At 44.3% G+C, this 19357-nt stretch carries 23 protein-coding genes; 21 read left to right on the forward strand and 2 right to left on the reverse strand.

The window, feature by feature from the left end; genetic code table 11:
• Positions 1 to 3 precede the first annotated feature (3 nt).
• The 20 genes from N477_RS00770 to N477_RS00860 all read left to right on the forward strand — a co-directional run bounded on the left by N477_RS00770 (position 4) and on the right by N477_RS00860 (position 16623).
• Positions 4 to 969 carry a TauD/TfdA family dioxygenase gene (locus N477_RS00770; RefSeq protein ID WP_063361291.1) on the forward strand — a complete coding sequence of 322 codons (966 nt, stop codon included), beginning with the start codon at positions 4 to 6 and terminating at the stop codon, positions 967 to 969.
• An 87-nt stretch (positions 970 to 1056) separates the two neighbouring features.
• On the forward strand, positions 1057 to 2427 hold the full coding sequence (locus tag N477_RS00775) for a serine hydrolase domain-containing protein (protein WP_063361290.1): 1371 nt from the start codon (positions 1057 to 1059) through the stop codon (positions 2425 to 2427).
• 215 nt (positions 2428 to 2642) lie between these two features.
• Positions 2643 to 3206, forward strand: coding sequence for a YcjF family protein (locus tag N477_RS00780; protein WP_063361289.1), 564 nt, complete (start codon positions 2643 to 2645; stop codon positions 3204 to 3206).
• A 79-nt stretch (positions 3207 to 3285) separates the two neighbouring features.
• The gene (locus N477_RS26225) at positions 3286 to 3462 is read left to right on the forward strand and encodes a hypothetical protein (protein WP_196760557.1); all 177 of its coding nucleotides are present in this window, start codon (positions 3286 to 3288) and stop codon (positions 3460 to 3462) included.
• A gap of 140 nt (positions 3463 to 3602) precedes the next feature.
• Positions 3603 to 5207: a cyclic peptide export ABC transporter gene (locus N477_RS00785; RefSeq protein ID WP_231098080.1), complete on the forward strand. Its 1605-nt coding sequence runs from the start codon at positions 3603 to 3605 to the stop codon at positions 5205 to 5207.
• The gene (locus N477_RS00790) at positions 5204 to 6406 is read left to right on the forward strand and encodes a prohibitin family protein (RefSeq protein ID WP_081216409.1); all 1203 of its coding nucleotides are present in this window, start codon (positions 5204 to 5206) and stop codon (positions 6404 to 6406) included. The genes N477_RS00785 and N477_RS00790 overlap by 4 nt, the downstream gene beginning before the upstream one ends.
• Before the next feature lie 489 nt (positions 6407 to 6895).
• Complete coding sequence (locus N477_RS00795) at positions 6896 to 8158, forward strand: AAA family ATPase (protein WP_081216408.1); 1263 nt, start codon at positions 6896 to 6898, stop codon at positions 8156 to 8158.
• Positions 8159 to 8269: 111 nt separating this feature from the next.
• Entirely contained in the window at positions 8270 to 9487 is a 1218-nt protein-coding gene (locus N477_RS00800; RefSeq protein ID WP_063361287.1) for an AraC family transcriptional regulator, read from the forward strand.
• 231 nt (positions 9488 to 9718) lie between these two features.
• Complete coding sequence (locus N477_RS00805) at positions 9719 to 10018, forward strand: RebB family R body protein (protein ID WP_063361286.1); 300 nt, start codon at positions 9719 to 9721, stop codon at positions 10016 to 10018.
• Positions 10019 to 10144: 126 nt separating this feature from the next.
• Positions 10145 to 10411, forward strand: coding sequence for a RebB family R body protein (locus N477_RS00810; RefSeq protein WP_010380819.1), 267 nt, complete (start codon positions 10145 to 10147; stop codon positions 10409 to 10411).
• 71 nt (positions 10412 to 10482) lie between these two features.
• Complete coding sequence (locus N477_RS00815) at positions 10483 to 10749, forward strand: RebB family R body protein (RefSeq protein WP_039607637.1); 267 nt, start codon at positions 10483 to 10485, stop codon at positions 10747 to 10749.
• 77 nt (positions 10750 to 10826) lie between these two features.
• Positions 10827 to 11018 carry a RebB family R body protein gene (locus N477_RS00820; RefSeq protein ID WP_039607638.1) on the forward strand — a complete coding sequence of 64 codons (192 nt, stop codon included), beginning with the start codon at positions 10827 to 10829 and terminating at the stop codon, positions 11016 to 11018.
• A 14-nt stretch (positions 11019 to 11032) separates the two neighbouring features.
• Positions 11033 to 11368, forward strand: a complete 336-nt coding sequence (locus N477_RS00825; protein WP_063361285.1) for a RebB family R body protein — start codon at positions 11033 to 11035, stop codon at positions 11366 to 11368.
• Between the two features lie 41 nt (positions 11369 to 11409).
• Positions 11410 to 11769 carry a hypothetical protein gene (locus N477_RS00830; RefSeq protein ID WP_063361284.1) on the forward strand — a complete coding sequence of 120 codons (360 nt, stop codon included), beginning with the start codon at positions 11410 to 11412 and terminating at the stop codon, positions 11767 to 11769.
• Between the two features lie 40 nt (positions 11770 to 11809).
• Entirely contained in the window at positions 11810 to 12817 is a 1008-nt protein-coding gene (locus N477_RS00835) for a hypothetical protein (protein ID WP_063361283.1), read from the forward strand.
• A 14-nt stretch (positions 12818 to 12831) separates the two neighbouring features.
• The gene (locus N477_RS00840; RefSeq protein WP_063361282.1) at positions 12832 to 13329 is read left to right on the forward strand and encodes a hypothetical protein; all 498 of its coding nucleotides are present in this window, start codon (positions 12832 to 12834) and stop codon (positions 13327 to 13329) included.
• Between the two features lie 25 nt (positions 13330 to 13354).
• Positions 13355 to 14788: a hypothetical protein gene (locus tag N477_RS00845; protein WP_063361281.1), complete on the forward strand. Its 1434-nt coding sequence runs from the start codon at positions 13355 to 13357 to the stop codon at positions 14786 to 14788.
• 27 nt (positions 14789 to 14815) lie between these two features.
• A complete protein-coding gene (locus N477_RS00850; RefSeq protein WP_063361280.1) occupies positions 14816 to 15073 on the forward strand; it encodes a hypothetical protein in 258 nt (85 codons plus the stop codon).
• A gap of 176 nt (positions 15074 to 15249) precedes the next feature.
• Positions 15250 to 15681 (forward strand): DUF4157 domain-containing protein, encoded by a 432-nt coding sequence (locus tag N477_RS00855; protein ID WP_063361279.1) that lies wholly within the window; start codon positions 15250 to 15252, stop codon positions 15679 to 15681.
• A 198-nt stretch (positions 15682 to 15879) separates the two neighbouring features.
• Positions 15880 to 16623 (forward strand): hypothetical protein, encoded by a 744-nt coding sequence (locus N477_RS00860; RefSeq protein ID WP_063361278.1) that lies wholly within the window; start codon positions 15880 to 15882, stop codon positions 16621 to 16623.
• A gap of 376 nt (positions 16624 to 16999) precedes the next feature.
• Here N477_RS00860 and N477_RS00865 read toward each other — a convergent pair whose 3' ends face one another.
• Entirely contained in the window at positions 17000 to 17515 is a 516-nt protein-coding gene (locus N477_RS00865; RefSeq protein WP_063361277.1) for a hypothetical protein, read from the reverse strand.
• A 202-nt stretch (positions 17516 to 17717) separates the two neighbouring features.
• Positions 17718 to 18236, reverse strand: a complete 519-nt coding sequence (locus N477_RS00870) for a hypothetical protein (RefSeq protein ID WP_039607650.1) — start codon at positions 18234 to 18236, stop codon at positions 17718 to 17720.
• A 354-nt stretch (positions 18237 to 18590) separates the two neighbouring features.
• Here N477_RS00870 and N477_RS00875 point away from each other — a divergent pair, with 354 nt between their 5' ends.
• Positions 18591 to 19115, forward strand: coding sequence for a hypothetical protein (locus N477_RS00875; RefSeq protein ID WP_063361276.1), 525 nt, complete (start codon positions 18591 to 18593; stop codon positions 19113 to 19115).
• Positions 19116 to 19357 lie beyond the last annotated feature (242 nt).

A 19357-nucleotide genomic window follows, 5' to 3' on the forward strand; every position in this document is an offset into this window, starting at 1 on the left:
AGAATGGATCAGTTACTAGCGCTCGACAAAGAGGACACGAGGACCGAGCTGGATAGTTTTGTGCATGACCTTTCAGCGCAAAAGCAAAGTGGTTTGGCTTGGGTTAAAAGCCATATTAAAGAAATTAATGAGTGGGTAGATAGAGATGGTGTGGCCTTGCTGCGCGGCCTGAATATTGTGAGCACCAATCAATTCAGCACGATTTTGGAAGCGATTTTTGGCGAGCAACTCAGTCAGTATATTTATCGCTCCTCACCACGTACAGCACTGAGAAACAACATTTATACGACCACGGAGTATCACGCTGATCAGGTTATTTTGCAGCACAACGAAAATGCCTACTCCAACTGTTGGCCAATGCGCATGGGATTTTTCTGTGTGGTTCCCGCAAAAACAGGCGGTAATACACCGCTCGCTGACAGTCGCTTAGTGTATCAGCAATTACCTGTGGCGCTTCGGGAAAAGTTTGAAAAGTTGGGGGTGATGTATGTGCGCAACTATGGCGATATTGACTTGCCATGGCAGGAAGTATTTCAAACTCAAAATAAAGAGGAAGTTGAAGCGTATTGCTGGAAAAATGACATTATTTTTGAGTGGAAGTCTGATAATCATTTGCAGACCAAGCAAATCCGTCCTGCGGTCGCAACCCATCCGCAAACGGGTGAAAAGGTGTGGTTTAATCAGGCGCATTTGTTTCACTGCTCAAGCATCGACAACCAGTTACCTGAGTCAATGCGAGAGAGTATTGGGCTAGAGAATTTACCACGCAATGCCTACTACGGAGATGGCAGCGAAATAGCAGCCAGTGATATTGCCATCATCAATGAGGTATATCGCTCGCTGACATTTGCTTATCAGTGGCAGCGCAATGACATTATGCTGCTCGACAACATGTTATACACCCATGGTCGAGAAGCGTATACGGGCACCAGAAAGGTGCTGGTGGGTATGGCAAAAGCGGCGTACTAATATAGACGCAATTGTCGTGCTAAATATGAGTTTTGTTAGTAGTAAAGAAGTTAGCAAAGTAACTGAGCAACGCTAGGGAAACACACAATGAACGGGCTTTATCAGCAACAACTCAGGGTTTTAAGCCTATGCTGTATGAGTTTACTTCTGACCTCTTGTTTTAAAAATGGAGTGGCAAAAGATCACACCATTACTGCCGAACAGATAGAAATGTTCGAAGTCACTGTCAAAGACTACTGCGATAAGATGGTCTTTTTTGGCAGTATTTACGTCACTTCCGGTGAGGATGTGGTGTACAAGGCCAATTGTGGCCCACAAAACATTCAATATGATGTTGCTAATACATCAGATTCAAAATATCGCATTGGCTCGAATACCAAAGAGTTTGCCGCGGCCATTTTATTACGCATGTTGGCAGGCGAGGACTTAAAAACCAAAACCGTAGGCGATTACCTGCCTTGGTATCCGAAAAATCAATGCGCGGATGTCTCATTGCATAACCTGTTGAGCATGTCCTCAGGCATAGATAACTACAGTGATAATCCAGATGTATATCTGGATTGGGGCTGGCGACCGTATTTATACGATGACTCGTTAGATTTAAATGGTCCTGAAGGTTTTGGTAATCGCTTTTGTACCTGTACAGAGCAAGATAACAAACCGAGTTTTGAGCCGGGTTCCAAGTTTACCTACAGCAATTGTAATTACTACCTCATTGGTAACATCATTGAACAGTTAGCCGCAGGTAAGCAAGGTCAAATAGACCCAAGCTTCTATTTCAGAAATATCGTTAAAGAGCAAATATTAGACCCGCTCAATATGCAAGACAGCGGTGCGTTTAATGCCATTGGCATTTATGAAAATATGACCACAGGTTATGTCTTTGACGAAAACCAATATTTGCCACTGACAACGGGTCGCCCACCAGAAACAGGCGGGCCAGCACCTTATGAGAACATCTTTAAAAACCCGTATAGCAACCCGTTAGTGCTGTATTCCGCTGGTGATATGTATTCAACAGTGAAAGACATGCATAAGTGGGATCAGGGCTTATATGGTGACTTAATCTTAAATGCCGAGCAAAAAGAAATGGCGTTTGCGCCATACCAAAATACTCAAAGTGATGATGAATGTGAGTACTTTGGCTACGGTTGGTTTGTAACCTATATCGACCCAAATCAGTATGGCAAAGTCGCCGATTGCCCCGATGATCCTAACAGCACGAACTTAAACAAATACGAGAAGTTTTTACAGTACTCTGGCAGCTACCCGTATTCATGGGTGACCAGTTTTTCAAGGTTGCTAGAACGTGACCAAACCGTGATGGCGTTTAGTAATTACCATAAAACCGGTTATGAGTCTGATTGTATCGCAGAAGAGTTGCGTAACATTATTTTCTATAACGATAGACACCGTACTGAGCAGTGCCAAGGTGTGCTCGATGGCACGGTGAATTAATACCAGTAACAAGATGAGTAAAAGGCTGCCTGCATTAGAGTGTTGGGTGAAGTGTGTCTCTGTACTTTTGTCGGCCTTAATAAGGAATTTGCTGCAATTTCGCGTGGAATTGCAGTGATAAGGGCAAGTAAATGCAAAGTTTAATGATGTTTAAACACTTCGCATGAACTTGGTGGGTTCACAACTGTTTAAATCTACATCATAGAGGATGAATTATGACAGCGACAAAAACAGCAAAGGACGACAAGGCAAATGAAGCGAAGGCTTCTGCTACGGAGCCGCAAAGCACTGTAGTTCAGGCAGAAGACCGAGCAGCCGTGGCGCAGATCATTGTCGATAAGTACTCTAAATGGTCGTTTGGTTCTGGGTTAATCCCAATTCCAGCGGTTGATTTAGTGGCTTTGACGGGTATCCAAATGAAGATGATTGGTGAAATTGCCAACGTGTATGGCCAATCATACAGCGACAATAAACTGCGTGGCACGGTCAGTGCTGTGATCGGTGGTTCATTTCCGCAAACGCTTGGGGGGGCTGGTTTAAGCAGCTTCTTAAAAGCAGTGCCGGTAATTGGAACATTGAGTGCAATCGCATTTATGCCTGTAGTGTCTGCCGCATCTACGCATGCAGTAGGCAGCACGTTTATTCGTCATTTTGAAAATGGTGGCACTTTGATTGACCTTAATCTTTCTAGCATTAAGGGCGATATTGCTGATATTGCAGCGAAATATCGTAAAAATAAAGGTAATGCCAGCACACAACCGAGCGATGCCACTGTGTAATCACAGTGGCTGAACCTTGATAAACCAACAGGCTAACTGTTGGTTTATTTCTCAGCATTGGGCTTTTGAGGAGGTCATTATGATAGTGGCATTGTATTTGGTGTTATGTATTTTATCAGGCTATTGGGGACGCAATACGTTTGCAGGGCCGGTGGGCTTTTTTCTGATTTCATTATTTTTGACGCCGATAGTGAGCTTGCTGATGTTGCTGCTCACCCAAGATCGTAACCCACAGCAAGAAAGTGAGGACGACTAGCTTTAATTTAGATTAAGTGCGCTTGGCGATAATTATCGCTGTAAGGCTATTTAGCCGATAACAAAAATGATAAGAAAATCAAAATGGTATTATACGATTTAATCAGTCGGAATATAAAAATAAAGAAAAGGACTTTCGTGATGTTGGGCTGTATCTCTGGCCTTGCTAATGCGTTAGTCCTTGCCTTGATAAATAACGTGTCGGAAAACATTTCAGATATCCACAAAGAGAACCATATTCTTTACTATCTGGTGTTGTTTATTCTGACCATTTCAATTTATGGCCTGACGCAGCAAAGGCTGATGACCAAAGCCGCTAAAATGGTCGAAAAAGCCATTGATAGGCTGCGTGTCGAGTTATTTGAATGTGTGCGTCATACCGAGTTATCCACCCTTGAAACCATAGGTAAAGAGCGCATTTTTAATACGCTCAGTAAAGAGCTGCAAACCATCTCACAGTCGGCACAGCTGTTTGTGATCATTGGCCAGTCGATCAGCCTAGTGTTTTTTACTTCTTTATATATTGCGTGGCACTCGTTTGTGGCGTTTTTGGTTATCTCCATTTTAATTTTAATGGGCGCCAGCATTCACCGGCTGCGCGCTAATGAAATCCAACGCAATATGCAGCTGTCATTCGAGAGTGAAAACAAGTTGATCCAACGCTTATCTGACTTGTTGGATGGCTTTAAAGAGGTGAAGCTGAGCGTACCGCGAGCCGATGATTTAGAACACGAGTTTGTTATGGACTCTGCGCGGGCTAAAAAAGCCAAAACCACCACACAAACCTTATTCGCCACTGATTTTGTGCTCTCACAAATCACCTTTTTTGCCGCAACTGGGGCCATGGTATTTATTGTGCCGAGCTTGTCTCATGTATACACAGATGTGGTGATCAAAGTCACTACGGCGTCATTGTTTTTAATTGGTCCCATTACCAGTATTGTTGGCGGGATCCCAATTTACACCACAGCAACGGAAGCGGCGCAAAACGTAATGACTCTGGAAGAAGACCTCAAACGTGCAAAAGTGGATAATTCTAATTTAGATACAGAGCACTTTTCCTATGTACATAATTTTGATGAGTTGAAACTGGAAGGGGCCTACTACCAGCATGGCCAAAAAGGCGGAGATAGGCCGTTTTTTGTTGGTCCCGTGGATTTAAGCTTGAAGCGCGGGCAGGTCACCTTTATCACAGGTGGTAATGGCAGCGGTAAGACCACATTTATTCGTATGTTAACTGGGTTGTACGAGCTGCAAGGCGGGCAAATATTAGTAGATAGCCAACCTATTACAGATAACCTCAAAGAAGCCTATCGCAGCTTATTTACAGCGGTGTTCGCAGACTTTCATTTATTCAAGCAGCTTTATGGCATTCACAATACCAGCCAAGAAGAAATCGATGATTGGTTGGCGTTTTTAGAGATGAACACCAAGGTCAAAGTAGTGGATGGGGAGTTCAGCAGCATTGACCTATCTTCAGGTCAGCGCAAGCGGTTGGCACTGTTGAGCACCATATTAGAAAACCGACCCATTTATATTTTTGATGAGTGGGCGGCGGATCAGGACCCTATTTTTAGGCGTAAGTTTTATGAGCAAGTACTGCCAAAACTTAAAGCTCGCGGTAACACCGTCATTGCCATCACCCATGATGATGCGTATTTCCATTTGGCTGATGTGCACTTAAAAATGGTCGAAGGACAGTTAATGGAACACCATGAAGTTGAGGGTAAAGGAGTAACATCATGAACATCATTCTCCCTTCTGATATAACGCTGACGATTATTATTAGCGCCATCTTGGCGATAATAATATCGAATATTTTGATGCGCTTGCTCAAGCGTTATCAACCTAAATTGAGACGACGCATTTTATCTTGGCGCTTTCGCGCAGGGTTAACCTTATTGATTGCAATCTTTTTGGTGATAGCGCTTATTCCCGTCATTTTTATCAAGGTTGATTCGGGTGAAGTTGGGGTACTTTGGAAGCGCTTTGGTGGCGGTACCTATTTGGATGCGCCACTACATGAAGGCACAGTATTGGTGTTTCCATGGGATACGCTCACCATTTATTCTAGCCGCTACCAAACTGCACATACCAATGTGTATGCCATCACCAACGAGGGCTTGCGGATCACCCTAGATATCACGGTACGTTATCGTCCTGAAGTAGACTTTATCCCCTATTTGCACAAGTTAGTCGGGCCAGATTATGTTGATGAAATCATTCTCCCAGAGGTGAGCTCCGGGGTGCGTATGATTGTATCGCAATATGATGCTGAGCAGGTGTACGGCAACCAGCGCAAAGAAGTGCAAGAAGAGCTGCTTGGTCAAGTGCTCAATGAACTGGAATTAAAAGAGAAGTCGATGTTGCGCCAAGAAGCGCAAAAAATGGCGGGCCACCACTTAGTGAACTTGGACGATGTGCTGATCAAGCGAGTTGATTTACCGGACAAAGTACACAGTGCGATCATTTCCAAAGTGAATCAAAACTATATTTTGGAAGAGTATAAAATGCGTGTTGAAGTTGCGAAAAAAGAAGCGCTGCGTAAAGAAGAGGAAGCCAAAGGGATTGCGCTTTTCCAAGAAATGGTCAGCGATGGTATTTCGGAGGCCTATTTAAAATGGCGCGGTATTGAAGCCACCATTGAGCTGGCAAAATCGAACAATGCAAAAGTGGTGGTGATTGGCAGTGGTAAAGATGGCCTACCACTGATTTTAAATACAGAGAGTAGCCTGACGCCTCAAAACAGCAGCTTTAAAGAGACGCATAAGCCTGGCGAGCTAAAAGCTGAGCTGGAGGCCTCAGGAGAAATACGCGATAAAGACGACTATTTAAATAGCGTCGATAAGTATGGCCACAAGCTAAAACCGGATCTTCGCCAACCAGATAAAACCCTAACGGATAGATCGCTGCAAACCGGCGAACCCATGGAATATTTAAAGTAGAGACTAAAGCGCCTCTGGTAAAACAGGGGCGTTTTTTTGATAAACGTGAATTGATCTCCACATGTTATTTTAAGCAATAAATATCACTTTGCTTAGTACCTATTACTATTTCGTCATATAACGTGTTTTTCACGGGAAATAGTCCGCATTTTATTCATATTTATGTCATATAGGCGTGAATACTCGTAGGTTCGCTCGTCCATTCATAGCCTTGTAATAACGCGTAATACAAATATTGTTAACATATCTGCAAAATGGATTTTGTCGATATAACGAACAAAGCAAACAGTACTTTCAACCATTTATAATCATTATTTAAAGGAGTAACTATGAGTGTTTCTAGCAACGGCAGAGTTGCATTAAATAAGACAGTATTACGTTTACTGAGAAAAAAAAGCCCTTAGTCGAGAGCAGCTTGCTGAAGAGTGTGCAAGCCGGCGGTTACCTGTTTCAGTTTCTACAATCAAACGGGCTGAAGCTGGAAAGCAGGTGTTATGTCGCACCATCAAAAGCTTGGCCAGTTATTTTGAGGTCAGTATTGATACTTTACTTCAAGATACTGATACACCACCTTGGATTTATAGCCACTTGATCAGAGATATGCCGCTCCCTTGCTTTGGCAGAGAGTGGGAGTTACAACAGTTCCACACGATTTTAAATCAAGCAGTTAAACATTCAGCGTTACAGACCATTTATCTGCAAGGAATGACAGGGGCTGGTAAAACCGCATTGTTGAACACCTTTGTAGCCCAGTTAAAGGCAGCAAATCAATCGAGTCTTTATTTTTTATGTCCAGCTCCCTCATTGAAAAACCAAGGTCGTTCAGCCATTGCCGGTTTAGTGCGCGCCTTGTTATCGATTAATGAAGAAACATCTCATGCTGCGATAGAGAGTAAGGTCTATACAGTTGCTACCGGGCCTTTGAGTATTTTGCGCTTATATCAGTGGTTGGGTCTTGCGTTAAATGAACATGAATCACAGGCACTGGACGTACTTTGTGCGGTGCGTAAGCAACAGTTAGACGCGCAGTTGATACAGCAATTGTTACGCTATATTGCCCATAAAGGCATCGTAAACATGGTCATTGATGATGCGCACAATTTAACTGCTAAGGAACTGTACTTTGTCAGTCAATTTGCTCAAAGTGACTGCCCACAACCTATGCTACTCATTATTTCGGCTCAGCAAAAAAGGTTTTTTGTACAACCACCAAGCTGGCTTACCCGCGCCCATTCCATTGCAGTGAAACCACTGGATAAGCAGTCCATGCACCAGCTTGCGAATTACATCCTTAGAAGCCAAGGTGTGTTAGTTGCAAGTCAACAAAGACGGGTCATCGCTGCGATTGAGCGCGCTGAAGGCAACCCTTCTTTTTTAAAACAATTACTCTGTGATGACTATACAGCAACAGAAGTCCCTGACACATTGCAATTACTGGCTCTAAGTAGCCTCAATAATATGCCTTGTGACGTTGCCAATACGTTGAAGTTTGCCGCCAGTCTTGGTCAGTATTTTGATACCCAGCAGTTACAGTCATTTAATGAATACCATGAAATTCGGGCCCCATTGTGTGTGTTGCATAAAATGCTTTGCAGTGGACTGATCAGGCAAAATGAGGATCGCTTTAGCTTTGTGCACCCTTTGATCCAAGAAGCGCTCAAAAGCCTGGTGCATGAAACAGAGTTTAGTTGGTATATCTCTGGCTCGTTTGATCATATTCAGGGCAAGACTGAGCAAGTGACCCGCATCTGACCCAATATTAGGGAGCGTAAAAAAATATCTTTTCCTTGACCACACGGCATGCCATTCAGTACGCGGTTGAATGCGCATGTTTTCTGTACTTTGAGAAAACAAGGAAAAACCATGTCTACAGTTTTAAAATTAACACCCGCCGTACAACCTTGGATTGGTACGAGTGATGCATTGTTTAAATTAAATCAGCAGATAAACCAACTTGCCCATTGTAACTTGCCTGTTCACATCATTGGCGAGCCAGGCAGTGGAAAGCATCTCGCTGCGTGTCATCTGCACAATTTAGGGAAAGCCAGCTCTGAGTCATTGATTGTCTCGAATGTCGCCAATTGGGGTGAGCAGTGTGCAGCGGCTCAGCTAGAACAGCTCATTGCACAAACACAAAATGGCTCACTTTATCTGAAAAACATAGATATGCTCAGTTCAGCGCAAGCGGAATCAGTTAAAGACTACTGGCTCAATTTATCAACAGAGTATCCCGCTTTACGACTGATCACGTCTACCACATGTGAAAAGCAAGCTGAGGCATTAGGACAAAGTCAGCAGCATTCATTTTTGAGTTGGTTACATTATCATTGTCTTGAACTCCGTGTGCCTTCTCTACATGAACGCAAAGAAGACATCGACGCACTGGTTAAGCATTATCGGGGGACTTGTCAGCACATTGCGAATTTACAGCTTCAACCTCAGGCATTAGAGATATTGAAAGCGTACAACTGGCCGCATAATGTGAAACAGCTGAAGCGTTGTTTAGATAAACTGTCTTTTTTGAGTAACCAGCAAGCGGTGTCTAGTCAGGCCTTGCTCAGCATTTTTCCTGCAATGCAAACTGAGGCCACGCCAAAGCCGATGGCAATGCATGTTTTAAAGCCCGTCGAGCCAAGCTTGACCGAAGAAGTGCAGTCGCTAATTCAATGTAATGATGAACATGACTTGCTTGTTGCAGAGCAAAGGGGAGAGGGCATAGCTGCCACACCGGCTGCGCCGCATCCTCATAAATCCCACCCGGCCCTTATTCGCGCCTTACAATTTGTCGATAAAAACTTTGAAAAGCCACTGAGTTTAAGTGAAGTGGCCAGCTATGCCTGTGTGAGTCCTTCACATTTGTCTTTTTTGTTTAAACGTTTTGTTGGTCAGTCATTTAAGCAAACCTTACTGCGTATTAGGATCAAAAGAGCGATGGTGTTGTTACGCGAAGACCCTTATAGCCAAGTTACTGAGGTTTGCGATGATGTCGGTTTTTCTGATTTGAGCTTTTTTGTAAGGAAATTTAAGTCGGTGGTTGGGGTGAGCCCCGGTGTATATCGCGATCAACGCACAAAACACTAACTTAGCATCAAGGTGCATGCTGATTTCACCGATAGATATCAGCATGCAGCGGTTTAGATATATTTACCTATTAGTCGCTTTATTATACCAACCATTTTAATCAGTACTGCCAATTCTCACCTTGCTAGATTTCTTATACTGACCTCAGTGTTTAGGCGATGACGCAAAGATATATGCGCTGAACACCACATATGTTTTTTATTCCAAAACTCAAAGCAAATAGGTGAAATTATGGCATTTCCAACAGCAGTTAACGATCAAATTACTGATTCCGTCACACAAGCCAATGTAAAAGTGCTGGGCGATGCGCCCGCGATGTCCATGGGCAACCTGTTTCAGGCGACCTCTCAAGCGCTAGCAAACGCAGCACACAATGCAACATCTGCGCAGCAACAGTCAGCAATGACAGCGCAAGCGGCTACAACGATGGGCGTCACAACGCTGTACTCGATTGATACTGCAACAACAGGCATGGCAACCAAACGTATTCTTCAGCCACAAAAGCAGCCAGTTGCTGGGTTAGGTAACTAAGGTGTTTTATGCGTGTTTGCTCTGGAAAGACCTTGAATCGATTAATGAGCAAATATGGCGCAAGCCCCAAAGTATTAAGCCGACAACAATTAGGCTGAATTTGTAAACAACCATAAGGACGACATGATGGCTTTTCCAACCGCTGTGAACAGTCAAATAACCGACTCTGTAACACAAGCTAATGTACAGGTGCTAGGCGATGCGCCGTCTATTGCTATGGGTAACCTGTTTCAGGCGACCTCACAGGCGCTGGCGAACGCAGCCCATAATGCAACTGCTGCACAGCAACAAGCAAATATTACTGCGCAAGCGGTAACCACAATGGGTGTAAATATTCTTTACTCCATTGACACTGCAACGACTGGGGTTGCGACCAGCAAAATTTTTGCGTAGCGGTCTCTACTCAGTCTTAAACAATCAGGCGATGACGCCTATTTATTAAAAACTTTAAAAGGAAAATAGTTATGGCATTTCCAACCGCTGTAAATAGTCAAATTACCGATTCAGTTTCACAAGTAAATACTAAAGTTCTGGGTGATGCGCCTGCTATCGCAACCGGTAACTTTATGATTGCAACCAGTCAGGCGCTGTCTAATGCGGCACACAATGCGACTTCTGGTCAGCAAAATAGCTCAGTCACAGCACAAGCTGCGCTTGTTCAAGGCGTAGATACGTTGCTTGGTATTAATACGGCCACGACAGCGGAAGGCATTTCAAAAGTTTTCCGTTAAGCCGGTTTGGGTACTGATACGCTGTATCAGTACCATTTTGGCCGGTTTTAATCCGTAATGAACACAGGAGAAACACCGTGCTTAATACGCTCAATGCACAAACCTTTTCATTGGCTGCTGCATCCACCTCTATGGGTCAATCCATTTCATTGCTGATGGACAATGCAGTTCAAAATGAAGCGAGAAGTCAAGTTACATCCAGCGCGGCTGTTGCGCAGTGTTGTGCGCTGATGATAGCAGCGGGTGCAGCAGCCATTAAACCAGGATAAAAAAGGAAGTCTTTATGAGTACTGTAAATGACCAAATTACTGACTCGGTAAACGAAGTGAACACGCTATTGATGGGGTCGGCGCCCGCGCAATCCATAGGCATGCTCAATGTTGCAGCGACAGAAACCATCGGTATGTCCATGTTTAATGCCATTTCAACACAGCAAAATGCGCAAACATCGGCATCAGCAGCCGTGGCAGCAAGCTGTGCAAAAATGCTTCAACAATCATCGCCATTGCCAGAAAAAGCCCCCGCGCCTGATCCGAAGGTGGATGTAAGCCAAATAGAAGCGCTTGTGAAAGAGTTGCTAAAACAGCAAAGCGACCCTAAAGATAAATCAGAACCTTAGGGGCGCATAGAGCATAAGATTAATTAACTAAGGCACAGCATATGAATGAGTTAACAAATGTCGGGCCATCGACACAGACGTCACTGGATATAGTAAATAGTGCCAGTTTGACTGGTGAGTTAAACAAGCTCTCTGGTGCCGGGAAAGCCTATCAATCTGTCTCGCAGTCGACGGCCATTGCAATCCAAGATGCCACAGACAACCTTAGAAATATCAACACAATGGCAACGACAGCTATGGGTGTTGCCATTTCACAGATGTTGGCAACAGGTAAAGTCGATGATTACGCAGGCATTATCGAAGCGGCAAATAAAATGGTTGAAAATGGCACCAAAAACTTTGGCGAAGTAGGTAGCTCAGCAAGTAATTTGCTAGATAAGTTTCCAAGCGGTGGTAGCTAGATAAACGTCGGCAAATGACGCGTCGGCTAAAGAGGCAATTATGACAATCATAGTGAACAACAAAGAGATTGAGCAATTGGAGCAGTTTTCTGACAAAACACAGACCCTGATCCAATTTCTTAATCAAGGTGCGCACAGCACTGATGCACTTATACAACAAAGTGAAGTAATGACCTTCACTTCAGAAGCGCAGTTTATCGAGCAGCTTTACTTGGGGCTGATGAATTCAACGTTGCTCTATTTACATCAGATCCCTTTGTCTGTTGATATCAAAAAGTTACTTGAACTTAGTACCAATGATCTCAGAGACTTGGCGACATTCAGCAATCGGGATTCTGAAACAGATAAGGCGAGGTTGGCGAATATACTGGCTAAATATCGTCTGGTGGACAGTGCTATTTTAAATAAAATTGCGCTGTTTTATCGACGCTATAACCTGAATTACCATGCATTAGGGTGGGGCGCATCGTTCCATGACCAACTCACGCTGTACAGTATTATCTGTTACTGCGAACAGGCGTATGATCTGTCTAATCAAACAGTGCATCCCGCTTGTCAGTGGGCAACTGAAAAAGCCCAAAATTTAAGTGAATTTGCACGATATTTTTGTCTCTATTTGGCTTGGAAAAATGCGAAACAAGGTGGGCAAGGCACACCGGATCATCTTGTTGAAATACTCGCCCCTGTCGTAAACAATACTTTAGACTCTCCAGTGGTCACCTTTGAGCTGCAAGCCGTTGATCTTCACAATGCCATAAAACAGTGGCATGAGGGAGGAAACAATCTCGGCTTCAGCAGTTTTAGCGCGGGGTTACTCAATATTGTGCTTAACATCGACCTTCAGAGTGACGATCTAGTTAAAGCCGCTAATGATTATATTAGTGGGCTGCAAACCACGTTGACCAATGCGTTGGCGAGTGACAGTTATATCTGCCAGGCTGGGTTATGTCGTCACTATTTATTCAATTTACATCACAGCGAAGCCTTACTGAACGTGGATGGTCAGGGCTGTTTGAGTTTGTTTAACCACTGGCCAATTGCCGCCTAAAGTAGGGAGTTATCATGGATCCAGCACAACAAAAAAAAGCGGCATGTCAGGCGCTGTCTCAGGCCGTTATGCCGTCGCAGTTAAACTCGATTTTGTCAGACATAGACACCATGTTGGCCACGGCTAGACAGACCATAGATCAGTCGTTGCAGCAATCGTCACAACTTGTTGATCAATCACGTCAGCACCTCGCACGTATCAATCAAGTACTGGAGAGTGATACATCTTTAGGTACGTTATCCGAGGAAAGCGCTGACAATGACGCCACATTGGGCGCGTTTAGCCGTTATCAGGACGCCCAACTTGAGGCGCAAGCACATCACCTTGAAGAACAAAACGCCCATATGAAACAAGTCTTTACCGAGCAAGAAATGGCGGCACAAAAAAGTGCTCAAGCCGCACAGCAGGCGATGGAAGAGACACTGAAAAACATGGAGCAACAGCTAATACAGCAAAATCAGGACTTTCAAAATGAGGTCATGCAGCGCGATGCTGAACAGCCCAGTGCATAGCCTTGAATCATAGGAGCCATACGCCATGATCAAAATAGACTTCAAGCCTGTTGATTGGCTGCCGGATGAAAAAGTGAAAACAGCCGCGGCAACTCGGCAAATGCAGGAGTTGGTTGCGCGTTTGGCTGATGCACCCAAATATCACACGCTGACAACGGAAGATCGCAACCAGTTAATTGCAGAAGGGTATGCGCCTGATTTAGTCGACAACTTGGTATTAATTACGCAAAGAGCCGATGATTTGCCCGATGATACGATAAATACTGGCTTTAATTACGCGGCTTTTGATACGGCATTATTTTCTGCTGAGCACCTTAAAGCCCACTTACAAGGCTTAACTCAGGGCTGTTGTGCCTATTGCGAAAGTTATTTATTGGCGAGTAATGCGGGAAAAGTAGGACACTTCAGACCTGTAGAATTACTTGAAAAAAGCACCTCATTGCAGCAAAACCAGAGTATTAGCTGCTCACCTTATTATGCACTGGCCTATCAGCAAGAAAATCTAGTGTATGTCTGTGATGGATGCAATGATAAGCACAAAGGTGGTCAATTTCCGCTGATTGGTCAACGGTTTCCTCTGATCCGTGTGGAACACGAACAGCCGTTGCTGGTCAATCCATACCTGGATGACCCTCGCCAGTATATTCGTTTTGACCCCATAACAGCACGTGCTTATCCATTTGATTTATTGTGTGCCTATTTGATGGAGACAGATGAGCTCAGCTTCACTGAGGCTGAGACAAAGATCTGGTCCTCCCCTGACTTGCTTGGTTATGCGCCAGGGTTTGAAAACTTACCCGGCTTTTCACTTTGGCTTGAGTCCCTCAGCGAGAAGAAAATCGCTCAGCTTGGCAAAGGCTACACCAGTATTGAGGTACTTGGTTTAAACCGCCCCGAACTTGTGGTTGCGCGGCTCAATACTTTGTGCCAATTACACCTAGCCTACGGGCAATTTAAACAGGGGGAACATGATGAATTTGACGTGTTTATAGATGCATTACCGACTTTACAATACAGAAGTATGTGCATAGATGTTTTACAGTCATTGCATCATCAGCAGAGGACATCGCCTGTATCAGCGAGTTCAGAAAAAGCGCCGCCTTCTCATGAGGTATCACCTCATGTGGCTGCCAAAGGAGATGCTTTTGCGAATTGGTTTAAGGCATCATTGCGCTACTGCGTAGAAGAGTCGCAGTTAATGGAAACGCAGCGACGCAATCTTGTCTTTTTGTCTGCAAGAGATAAGCTCTACGGACAAAAGGCCAAAGAAAAGTGCATTTTTTTGCCACTGGATTGGCAACGAGATCAGCATAAACTGATTAAAGTGCGTTCTCATCGTAATATTTGGGAGACCTCGTTGTCTGAACTTGCCAGTTCTCGGCCAATGGAGCTACTGAACCTGTTTACCCATAATCAGATCTGGGCTGAAGGCCCATTCGACGCACTTCACAGTGCCTAATTTTGTCATTAGTAAGGAAGAATCATCATGACCAGTACATCCGAACAAGAAATTTTAAACGCAGAGCAACAAGCCACAGACGCGGTGGCTCAATCTGACATCGACACCGCAGCACAGTCTACTGGGTATGCGACATCAACACCTTTTGAAGCAGAACGAGTCGCTAGGGATGCGGTTGTTGCGGCAGATCAAGCCGTCTATAACCAAGCTTGTAATCCCCCGTCAAGCCCAACACCGGAGCAGGCAGAGCAAATAGCAACACAGGCCGTTGCTGATACCGAATAAACAGCAACTCCCTACCATCTAATACCCGACCTGTTCGGGTATTTTTATGTCAAATCAGAGCCAAATAATCGGCATGTACATTCCATAACTAATACCAACCAGACCCGACTTTATACCAATCACTCACATCACTGTCAGCCTATAGTAAAACCATCACACAAAGATGGAATAACAGCATGGGCTTTAATCAACTTGTGACCAAACCTAGCCGTAGTACTCACCCTCAACAACCGAGGTTAGTACAGCGCAGATGCGCATCTGTACCAGGCAAGCGGATGGCGGCGCCGCACAGCCGTTCCTTACCGCCCAGACTCAGGCGCGGCATGGAAAAACTCACCGGTGTGAATCTGGCCAATGTACGGGTGCACTATAACTCGCCTAAACCAGCGCTGGTGCAGGCGCATGCGTATGCGCAGGGCAAGGACATTTATTTATCACCAGGGCAAGAGAAACACCTCCCTCATGAGTTGGGGCACATTGCTCAGCAAGCGCTTGGGATGGTAAAGCCCACCACAGAGGTAAATGGTGTCGCGGTCAATGATGATCCAAAACTGGAGCAGCAAGCGACGGATTGGGGTGAGATGGCGGTTCGTTTAGGTGGGGGCTGACCCTAGCGACATTTTGAAATAGGCGATTGATATTAGTCACAAAGCAGTGGTTCAGTAATAGTTTATAAGGGGCTACTGAGTAATAGAAATATAGTGGGATAGGTAAGATAAAAGCCATTGGCTTTTACTCGGATTGTTATGGGTAACTGAAGAGAATCTATAACAATGAATAAAGTCCAAATCTAAAAGGTTTAAGATATGTATGAACAAATAGAAAAGGCGAAAGAAAATAAAGTCCGGGCGGTTGCTAACTTGGTTACGAAAAAAAACAAGTTAGAACAAAGGATTAAGCTTAAAGGCAATAGAGCTAAAAACTTTAGAAAATCAGGGGGCGTTCAAAGAAAGGCTACGGTAGAAACAGAGGTCGCTGGTGAAGTAAGTAATCGTGTTGTACAAAGAGTGTTGGGGCCTGTTACTAACGGCCCAGCTAATGTGTTAAATCTAATCAGAGAAAATCTGACAAAGCAAATAATAATACAGCAGCCTCTAATTCCTGCATACCCACAAGTGCAGTGGGCTGCAGTGCAATCTGCGCTAGATAGACTTATGTGGCTTAGAGGTGATCTCGACCAAGCTGTCGCCATTGGAGATATAAACTTTGTTGATATTACAAACAGGATTTTAGCGCTTGAAGAGAGTATGGAGGACGCAACATATCTTTTGAATCAAACCCCTCAAGCAGGTATGGTGGGGCTAGGCGTCCAAATGACGTTAAGCACCGCAGAACGAAAAATCCTTCTTGATTCATATGCCAATGTGCGTCAAACCCTGCAAACATTAAAAATATTCATTCAGAAAATGAGGAATCTTGTGACGAGTTTATCTACTTTAGATGAATTTAATAAGAAAGGCTCTGGCGGTTCCGGCGGGCAAAATGACGAAAATAAAGCACCGAAGTTTAGGAGTGAGATCAGGAATGAGATTGGTGAATCTTTGATCTAGAACGTGAATTCAACAATATGTTTTTTACTAAGAGGTGTAATAATAAGTTCTTATGAAACCCACAATATATAGGGTCTTGCATCGCGCATATTTCTATAGGTTGACAATGATTTAGTTAACCTTTTTTTATTTAGCGCCAAACATGAATCGCCTATTACGGGTATAGAATGCTGGGGTTTTACATCATGTCACTATGAGTGGCAAAACGCATGCAAACTCAACAACTCTTGGTATGCACAGAACCATGGCTGGCACCTATTTAGGGGGCAATTACTATGAGTGACATTACCAACGCATTTGGGGGTCACTGTGGCACCGTCAGCCGCGCAGTTGCACAGTGCAAGATCGTGCTCCGTTGCACTCTGACCTCTATGGGCTAATTAAAACGTGCCAACGTGCCATCGATTAATTTGAGACAGTCGTCTATCTCCCCGACCATCCAGCGACCAAATTTTCCGCCAGGTTTGACATTGTGCAAGCCTCGCTTGGTATACCACTGGAGCAGTTCAGCCTGTTTAGGCCTGCCGTCATATCCTGAGGATTCCGCGATTAAACGCACGATATCACACCCAGCAGCCTTGCCTATTTCCATGACGTGTTTCATCAACTTCACCCCAGTCCCTTTTGTCTGCTTGTCAGATACAAGGTCGGTGATCTCCAGTATTTTTGCGCCTTGATAATTAAATATCTTATATTTTAGTTTTCCTTCTTTGACACACAGATCCTTACCATCTCCGGTGATCTGGCGCGATAACGTCTTGGCAAATTTGCCGTATTTATGCGCAGCTTTTTGAAGTAGACCTTTTATTAAGGGGGCGCTTGTTTGCTGCGTAACATGCCCTATGATGAGTCGATGATTATGCCGTTTATCATGTTTTATCTGTGCATACATATCGCATACCTTATTTAGTCAAAGCAGTAACTCATTTAACCTGTATCTGTTAGCAAATATGCTTGGGCTCATGGAGGTTTTTATGTTGGCAAATGACACAAACCAATGTAACGCAGTCAGCTAACAACACATAAAGTTTTAGAAAGAGAGGCCTGTTTAAAGTCGATATGCTCCAAATAGGCCCCGATTATCGTCAGATATCTTAGTCGACATCCAACGGAATATGGGAATGCGCTCTTGCAAACTGACCATTGGCTGGAGCCCAATTTCTCGGCGCAAAATAATTCACATGATCAACGGGGTGAACGCTGACCAAGGGTTCTGATAAAAGCCATTGATTGCCATTTCGTATGCGCACAACCCAGCCTGCGCCACCAACGTGGCCTGCTTGAGCGCCTGCATCAGCTTCATGCCCGTGAACATGCCAATCCCCCCATTCAAATTTAAAGCCTCTTTGTGTTCTTGGCTCAATTTCAAATGTATTTTGCAATCCTGCGGGGATCACCGCCATTAACTGGTTTGCATTGATGCGGCCATGATGCAGTAAATTTTGAAAATCTGCTCTGGTGGGATTTGCCGCCCCGGTTGGCACCCATTGGTCTAAACCAAACAAATCAGCCAGCCTTTGAATAGGCTTACTTGTGGTATTTTGCTTTTTGCTCGAAGAATATATCACCGAATTTACTGTATTTTTTTTGGATTTATCTGCTTGTGCATACATATCTCAACCCTTTATTGCGTAGCCTTTGATGGTCGCTATAGGTGTTGTGGTACGCCCCAAAAAGTAGCTGATGCGTACTCACCTATACTCATAGCGGCTTTTTAATGTGCAAAATATTGAAGCCGTTCGAGCTGTAATTTAGAGAAGTTTGAGCGGTTTATCTTGGTAGAAACGGGCATTTTTTAGTGATTTCTGCGGCTCAAACTATTCAGAAAGTGTATTTTTGATTGTTTAACCACTTTGCCAATGGCCTCTCAAAGCGATCCATAAACATAAAAAATACCAAGCGTCGCGTAAAGTTACTGATTAAGTTACTCATAACTCAACCTGCTAAACAACTGAATAGGATAAGTTATGGATACGCTACATTCCTCACCCAATACCAATGACGCTGAGCAAACAGATTTGGCCCATTCTGAACAACACGAGGCAGCGATTGCGCTTCCACCTGAAAAGGGACTCCTTCAGGGGACGACGAGTCTTGATATTTTCACCACGCAAAAAACCACCGCACTGGCCTTCATTGCCAAGTTATTGGCTTTTTTTCCTGGGTTTACGAATCCGCAGCGGGATGACGTAATCATCGCAAATCGTATTTTAAACTTTGGGTTGGATGAGTTGAAAACGTCCGACCTACCCATTGCCAAAGACGCCATGGACTCAGCCCGAAGCTTTTATAGCAAATATGCAAGCTTGCTTGGGCTTGCCGTTGGCGGTGCAATCAGTGCAGGCGTTGAGTGGTTGCAACATACTTACCCAGAATATCAGGCGATCCGCGCGGCACATGTTGGGAGCGGCGTGATCGCCAGCTGGGTAGTCCACAATATTATGGGCGAGTATGAAAGGCGCATACATCAGCTCAAAGAGCATCTGAATTAACTAAGGTGCTGACCTGTTTGATACCAAAGTCTCTCATCTCATTAAGGGGAGTCTGATATAAGTGCGTACTTGCCACAGTGTAATTGCTTTGTAATACAAAATTCCTGCGGACTGAGCTAGTTTTTCAAACAGATGAGGTTTACCCCGAATGATGATTGAAAATTCTCTCAACCCTAAGGGGAGGCATTTTATCGTCAGCATGCTGAGCATCGTGACTTTTGCCAAGTCAGACAATGCTGGTG

Origin of the sequence: Pseudoalteromonas luteoviolacea H33-S (genome assembly GCF_001625695.1) — a bacterium.
Classification (GTDB): Bacteria; Pseudomonadota; Gammaproteobacteria; order Enterobacterales; family Alteromonadaceae; genus Pseudoalteromonas; species Pseudoalteromonas luteoviolacea_B.

What these genes read in the sequence shown, in the direction of transcription:
- N477_RS00770 (WP_063361291.1), top strand. Translation starts at nt 4, where the DNA reads ATGGATCAGTTACTAGCGCTCGACAAAGAGGACACGAGGACCGAGCTG.
- N477_RS00775 (WP_063361290.1), top strand. Translation starts at nt 1,057, where the DNA reads ATGAACGGGCTTTATCAGCAACAACTCAGGGTTTTAAGCCTATGCTGT.
- N477_RS00780 (WP_063361289.1), top strand. Translation starts at nt 2,643, where the DNA reads ATGACAGCGACAAAAACAGCAAAGGACGACAAGGCAAATGAAGCGAAG.
- N477_RS26225 (WP_196760557.1), top strand. Translation starts at nt 3,286, where the DNA reads ATGATAGTGGCATTGTATTTGGTGTTATGTATTTTATCAGGCTATTGG.
- N477_RS00785 (WP_231098080.1), top strand. Translation starts at nt 3,603, where the DNA reads ATGTTGGGCTGTATCTCTGGCCTTGCTAATGCGTTAGTCCTTGCCTTG.
- N477_RS00790 (WP_081216409.1), top strand. Translation starts at nt 5,204, where the DNA reads ATGAACATCATTCTCCCTTCTGATATAACGCTGACGATTATTATTAGC.
- N477_RS00800 (WP_063361287.1), top strand. Translation starts at nt 8,270, where the DNA reads ATGTCTACAGTTTTAAAATTAACACCCGCCGTACAACCTTGGATTGGT.
- N477_RS00805 (WP_063361286.1), top strand. Translation starts at nt 9,719, where the DNA reads ATGGCATTTCCAACAGCAGTTAACGATCAAATTACTGATTCCGTCACA.
- N477_RS00810 (WP_010380819.1), top strand. Translation starts at nt 10,145, where the DNA reads ATGGCTTTTCCAACCGCTGTGAACAGTCAAATAACCGACTCTGTAACA.
- N477_RS00815 (WP_039607637.1), top strand. Translation starts at nt 10,483, where the DNA reads ATGGCATTTCCAACCGCTGTAAATAGTCAAATTACCGATTCAGTTTCA.
- N477_RS00825 (WP_063361285.1), top strand. Translation starts at nt 11,033, where the DNA reads ATGAGTACTGTAAATGACCAAATTACTGACTCGGTAAACGAAGTGAAC.
- N477_RS00830 (WP_063361284.1), top strand. Translation starts at nt 11,410, where the DNA reads ATGAATGAGTTAACAAATGTCGGGCCATCGACACAGACGTCACTGGAT.
- N477_RS00835 (WP_063361283.1), top strand. Translation starts at nt 11,810, where the DNA reads ATGACAATCATAGTGAACAACAAAGAGATTGAGCAATTGGAGCAGTTT.
- N477_RS00840 (WP_063361282.1), top strand. Translation starts at nt 12,832, where the DNA reads ATGGATCCAGCACAACAAAAAAAAGCGGCATGTCAGGCGCTGTCTCAG.
- N477_RS00845 (WP_063361281.1), top strand. Translation starts at nt 13,355, where the DNA reads ATGATCAAAATAGACTTCAAGCCTGTTGATTGGCTGCCGGATGAAAAA.
- N477_RS00850 (WP_063361280.1), top strand. Translation starts at nt 14,816, where the DNA reads ATGACCAGTACATCCGAACAAGAAATTTTAAACGCAGAGCAACAAGCC.
- N477_RS00855 (WP_063361279.1), top strand. Translation starts at nt 15,250, where the DNA reads ATGGGCTTTAATCAACTTGTGACCAAACCTAGCCGTAGTACTCACCCT.
- N477_RS00860 (WP_063361278.1), top strand. Translation starts at nt 15,880, where the DNA reads ATGTATGAACAAATAGAAAAGGCGAAAGAAAATAAAGTCCGGGCGGTT.
- N477_RS00865 (WP_063361277.1), bottom strand. Translation starts at nt 17,515, where the DNA reads ATGTATGCACAGATAAAACATGATAAACGGCATAATCATCGACTCATC.
- N477_RS00870 (WP_039607650.1), bottom strand. Translation starts at nt 18,236, where the DNA reads ATGTATGCACAAGCAGATAAATCCAAAAAAAATACAGTAAATTCGGTG.
- N477_RS00875 (WP_063361276.1), top strand. Translation starts at nt 18,591, where the DNA reads ATGGATACGCTACATTCCTCACCCAATACCAATGACGCTGAGCAAACA.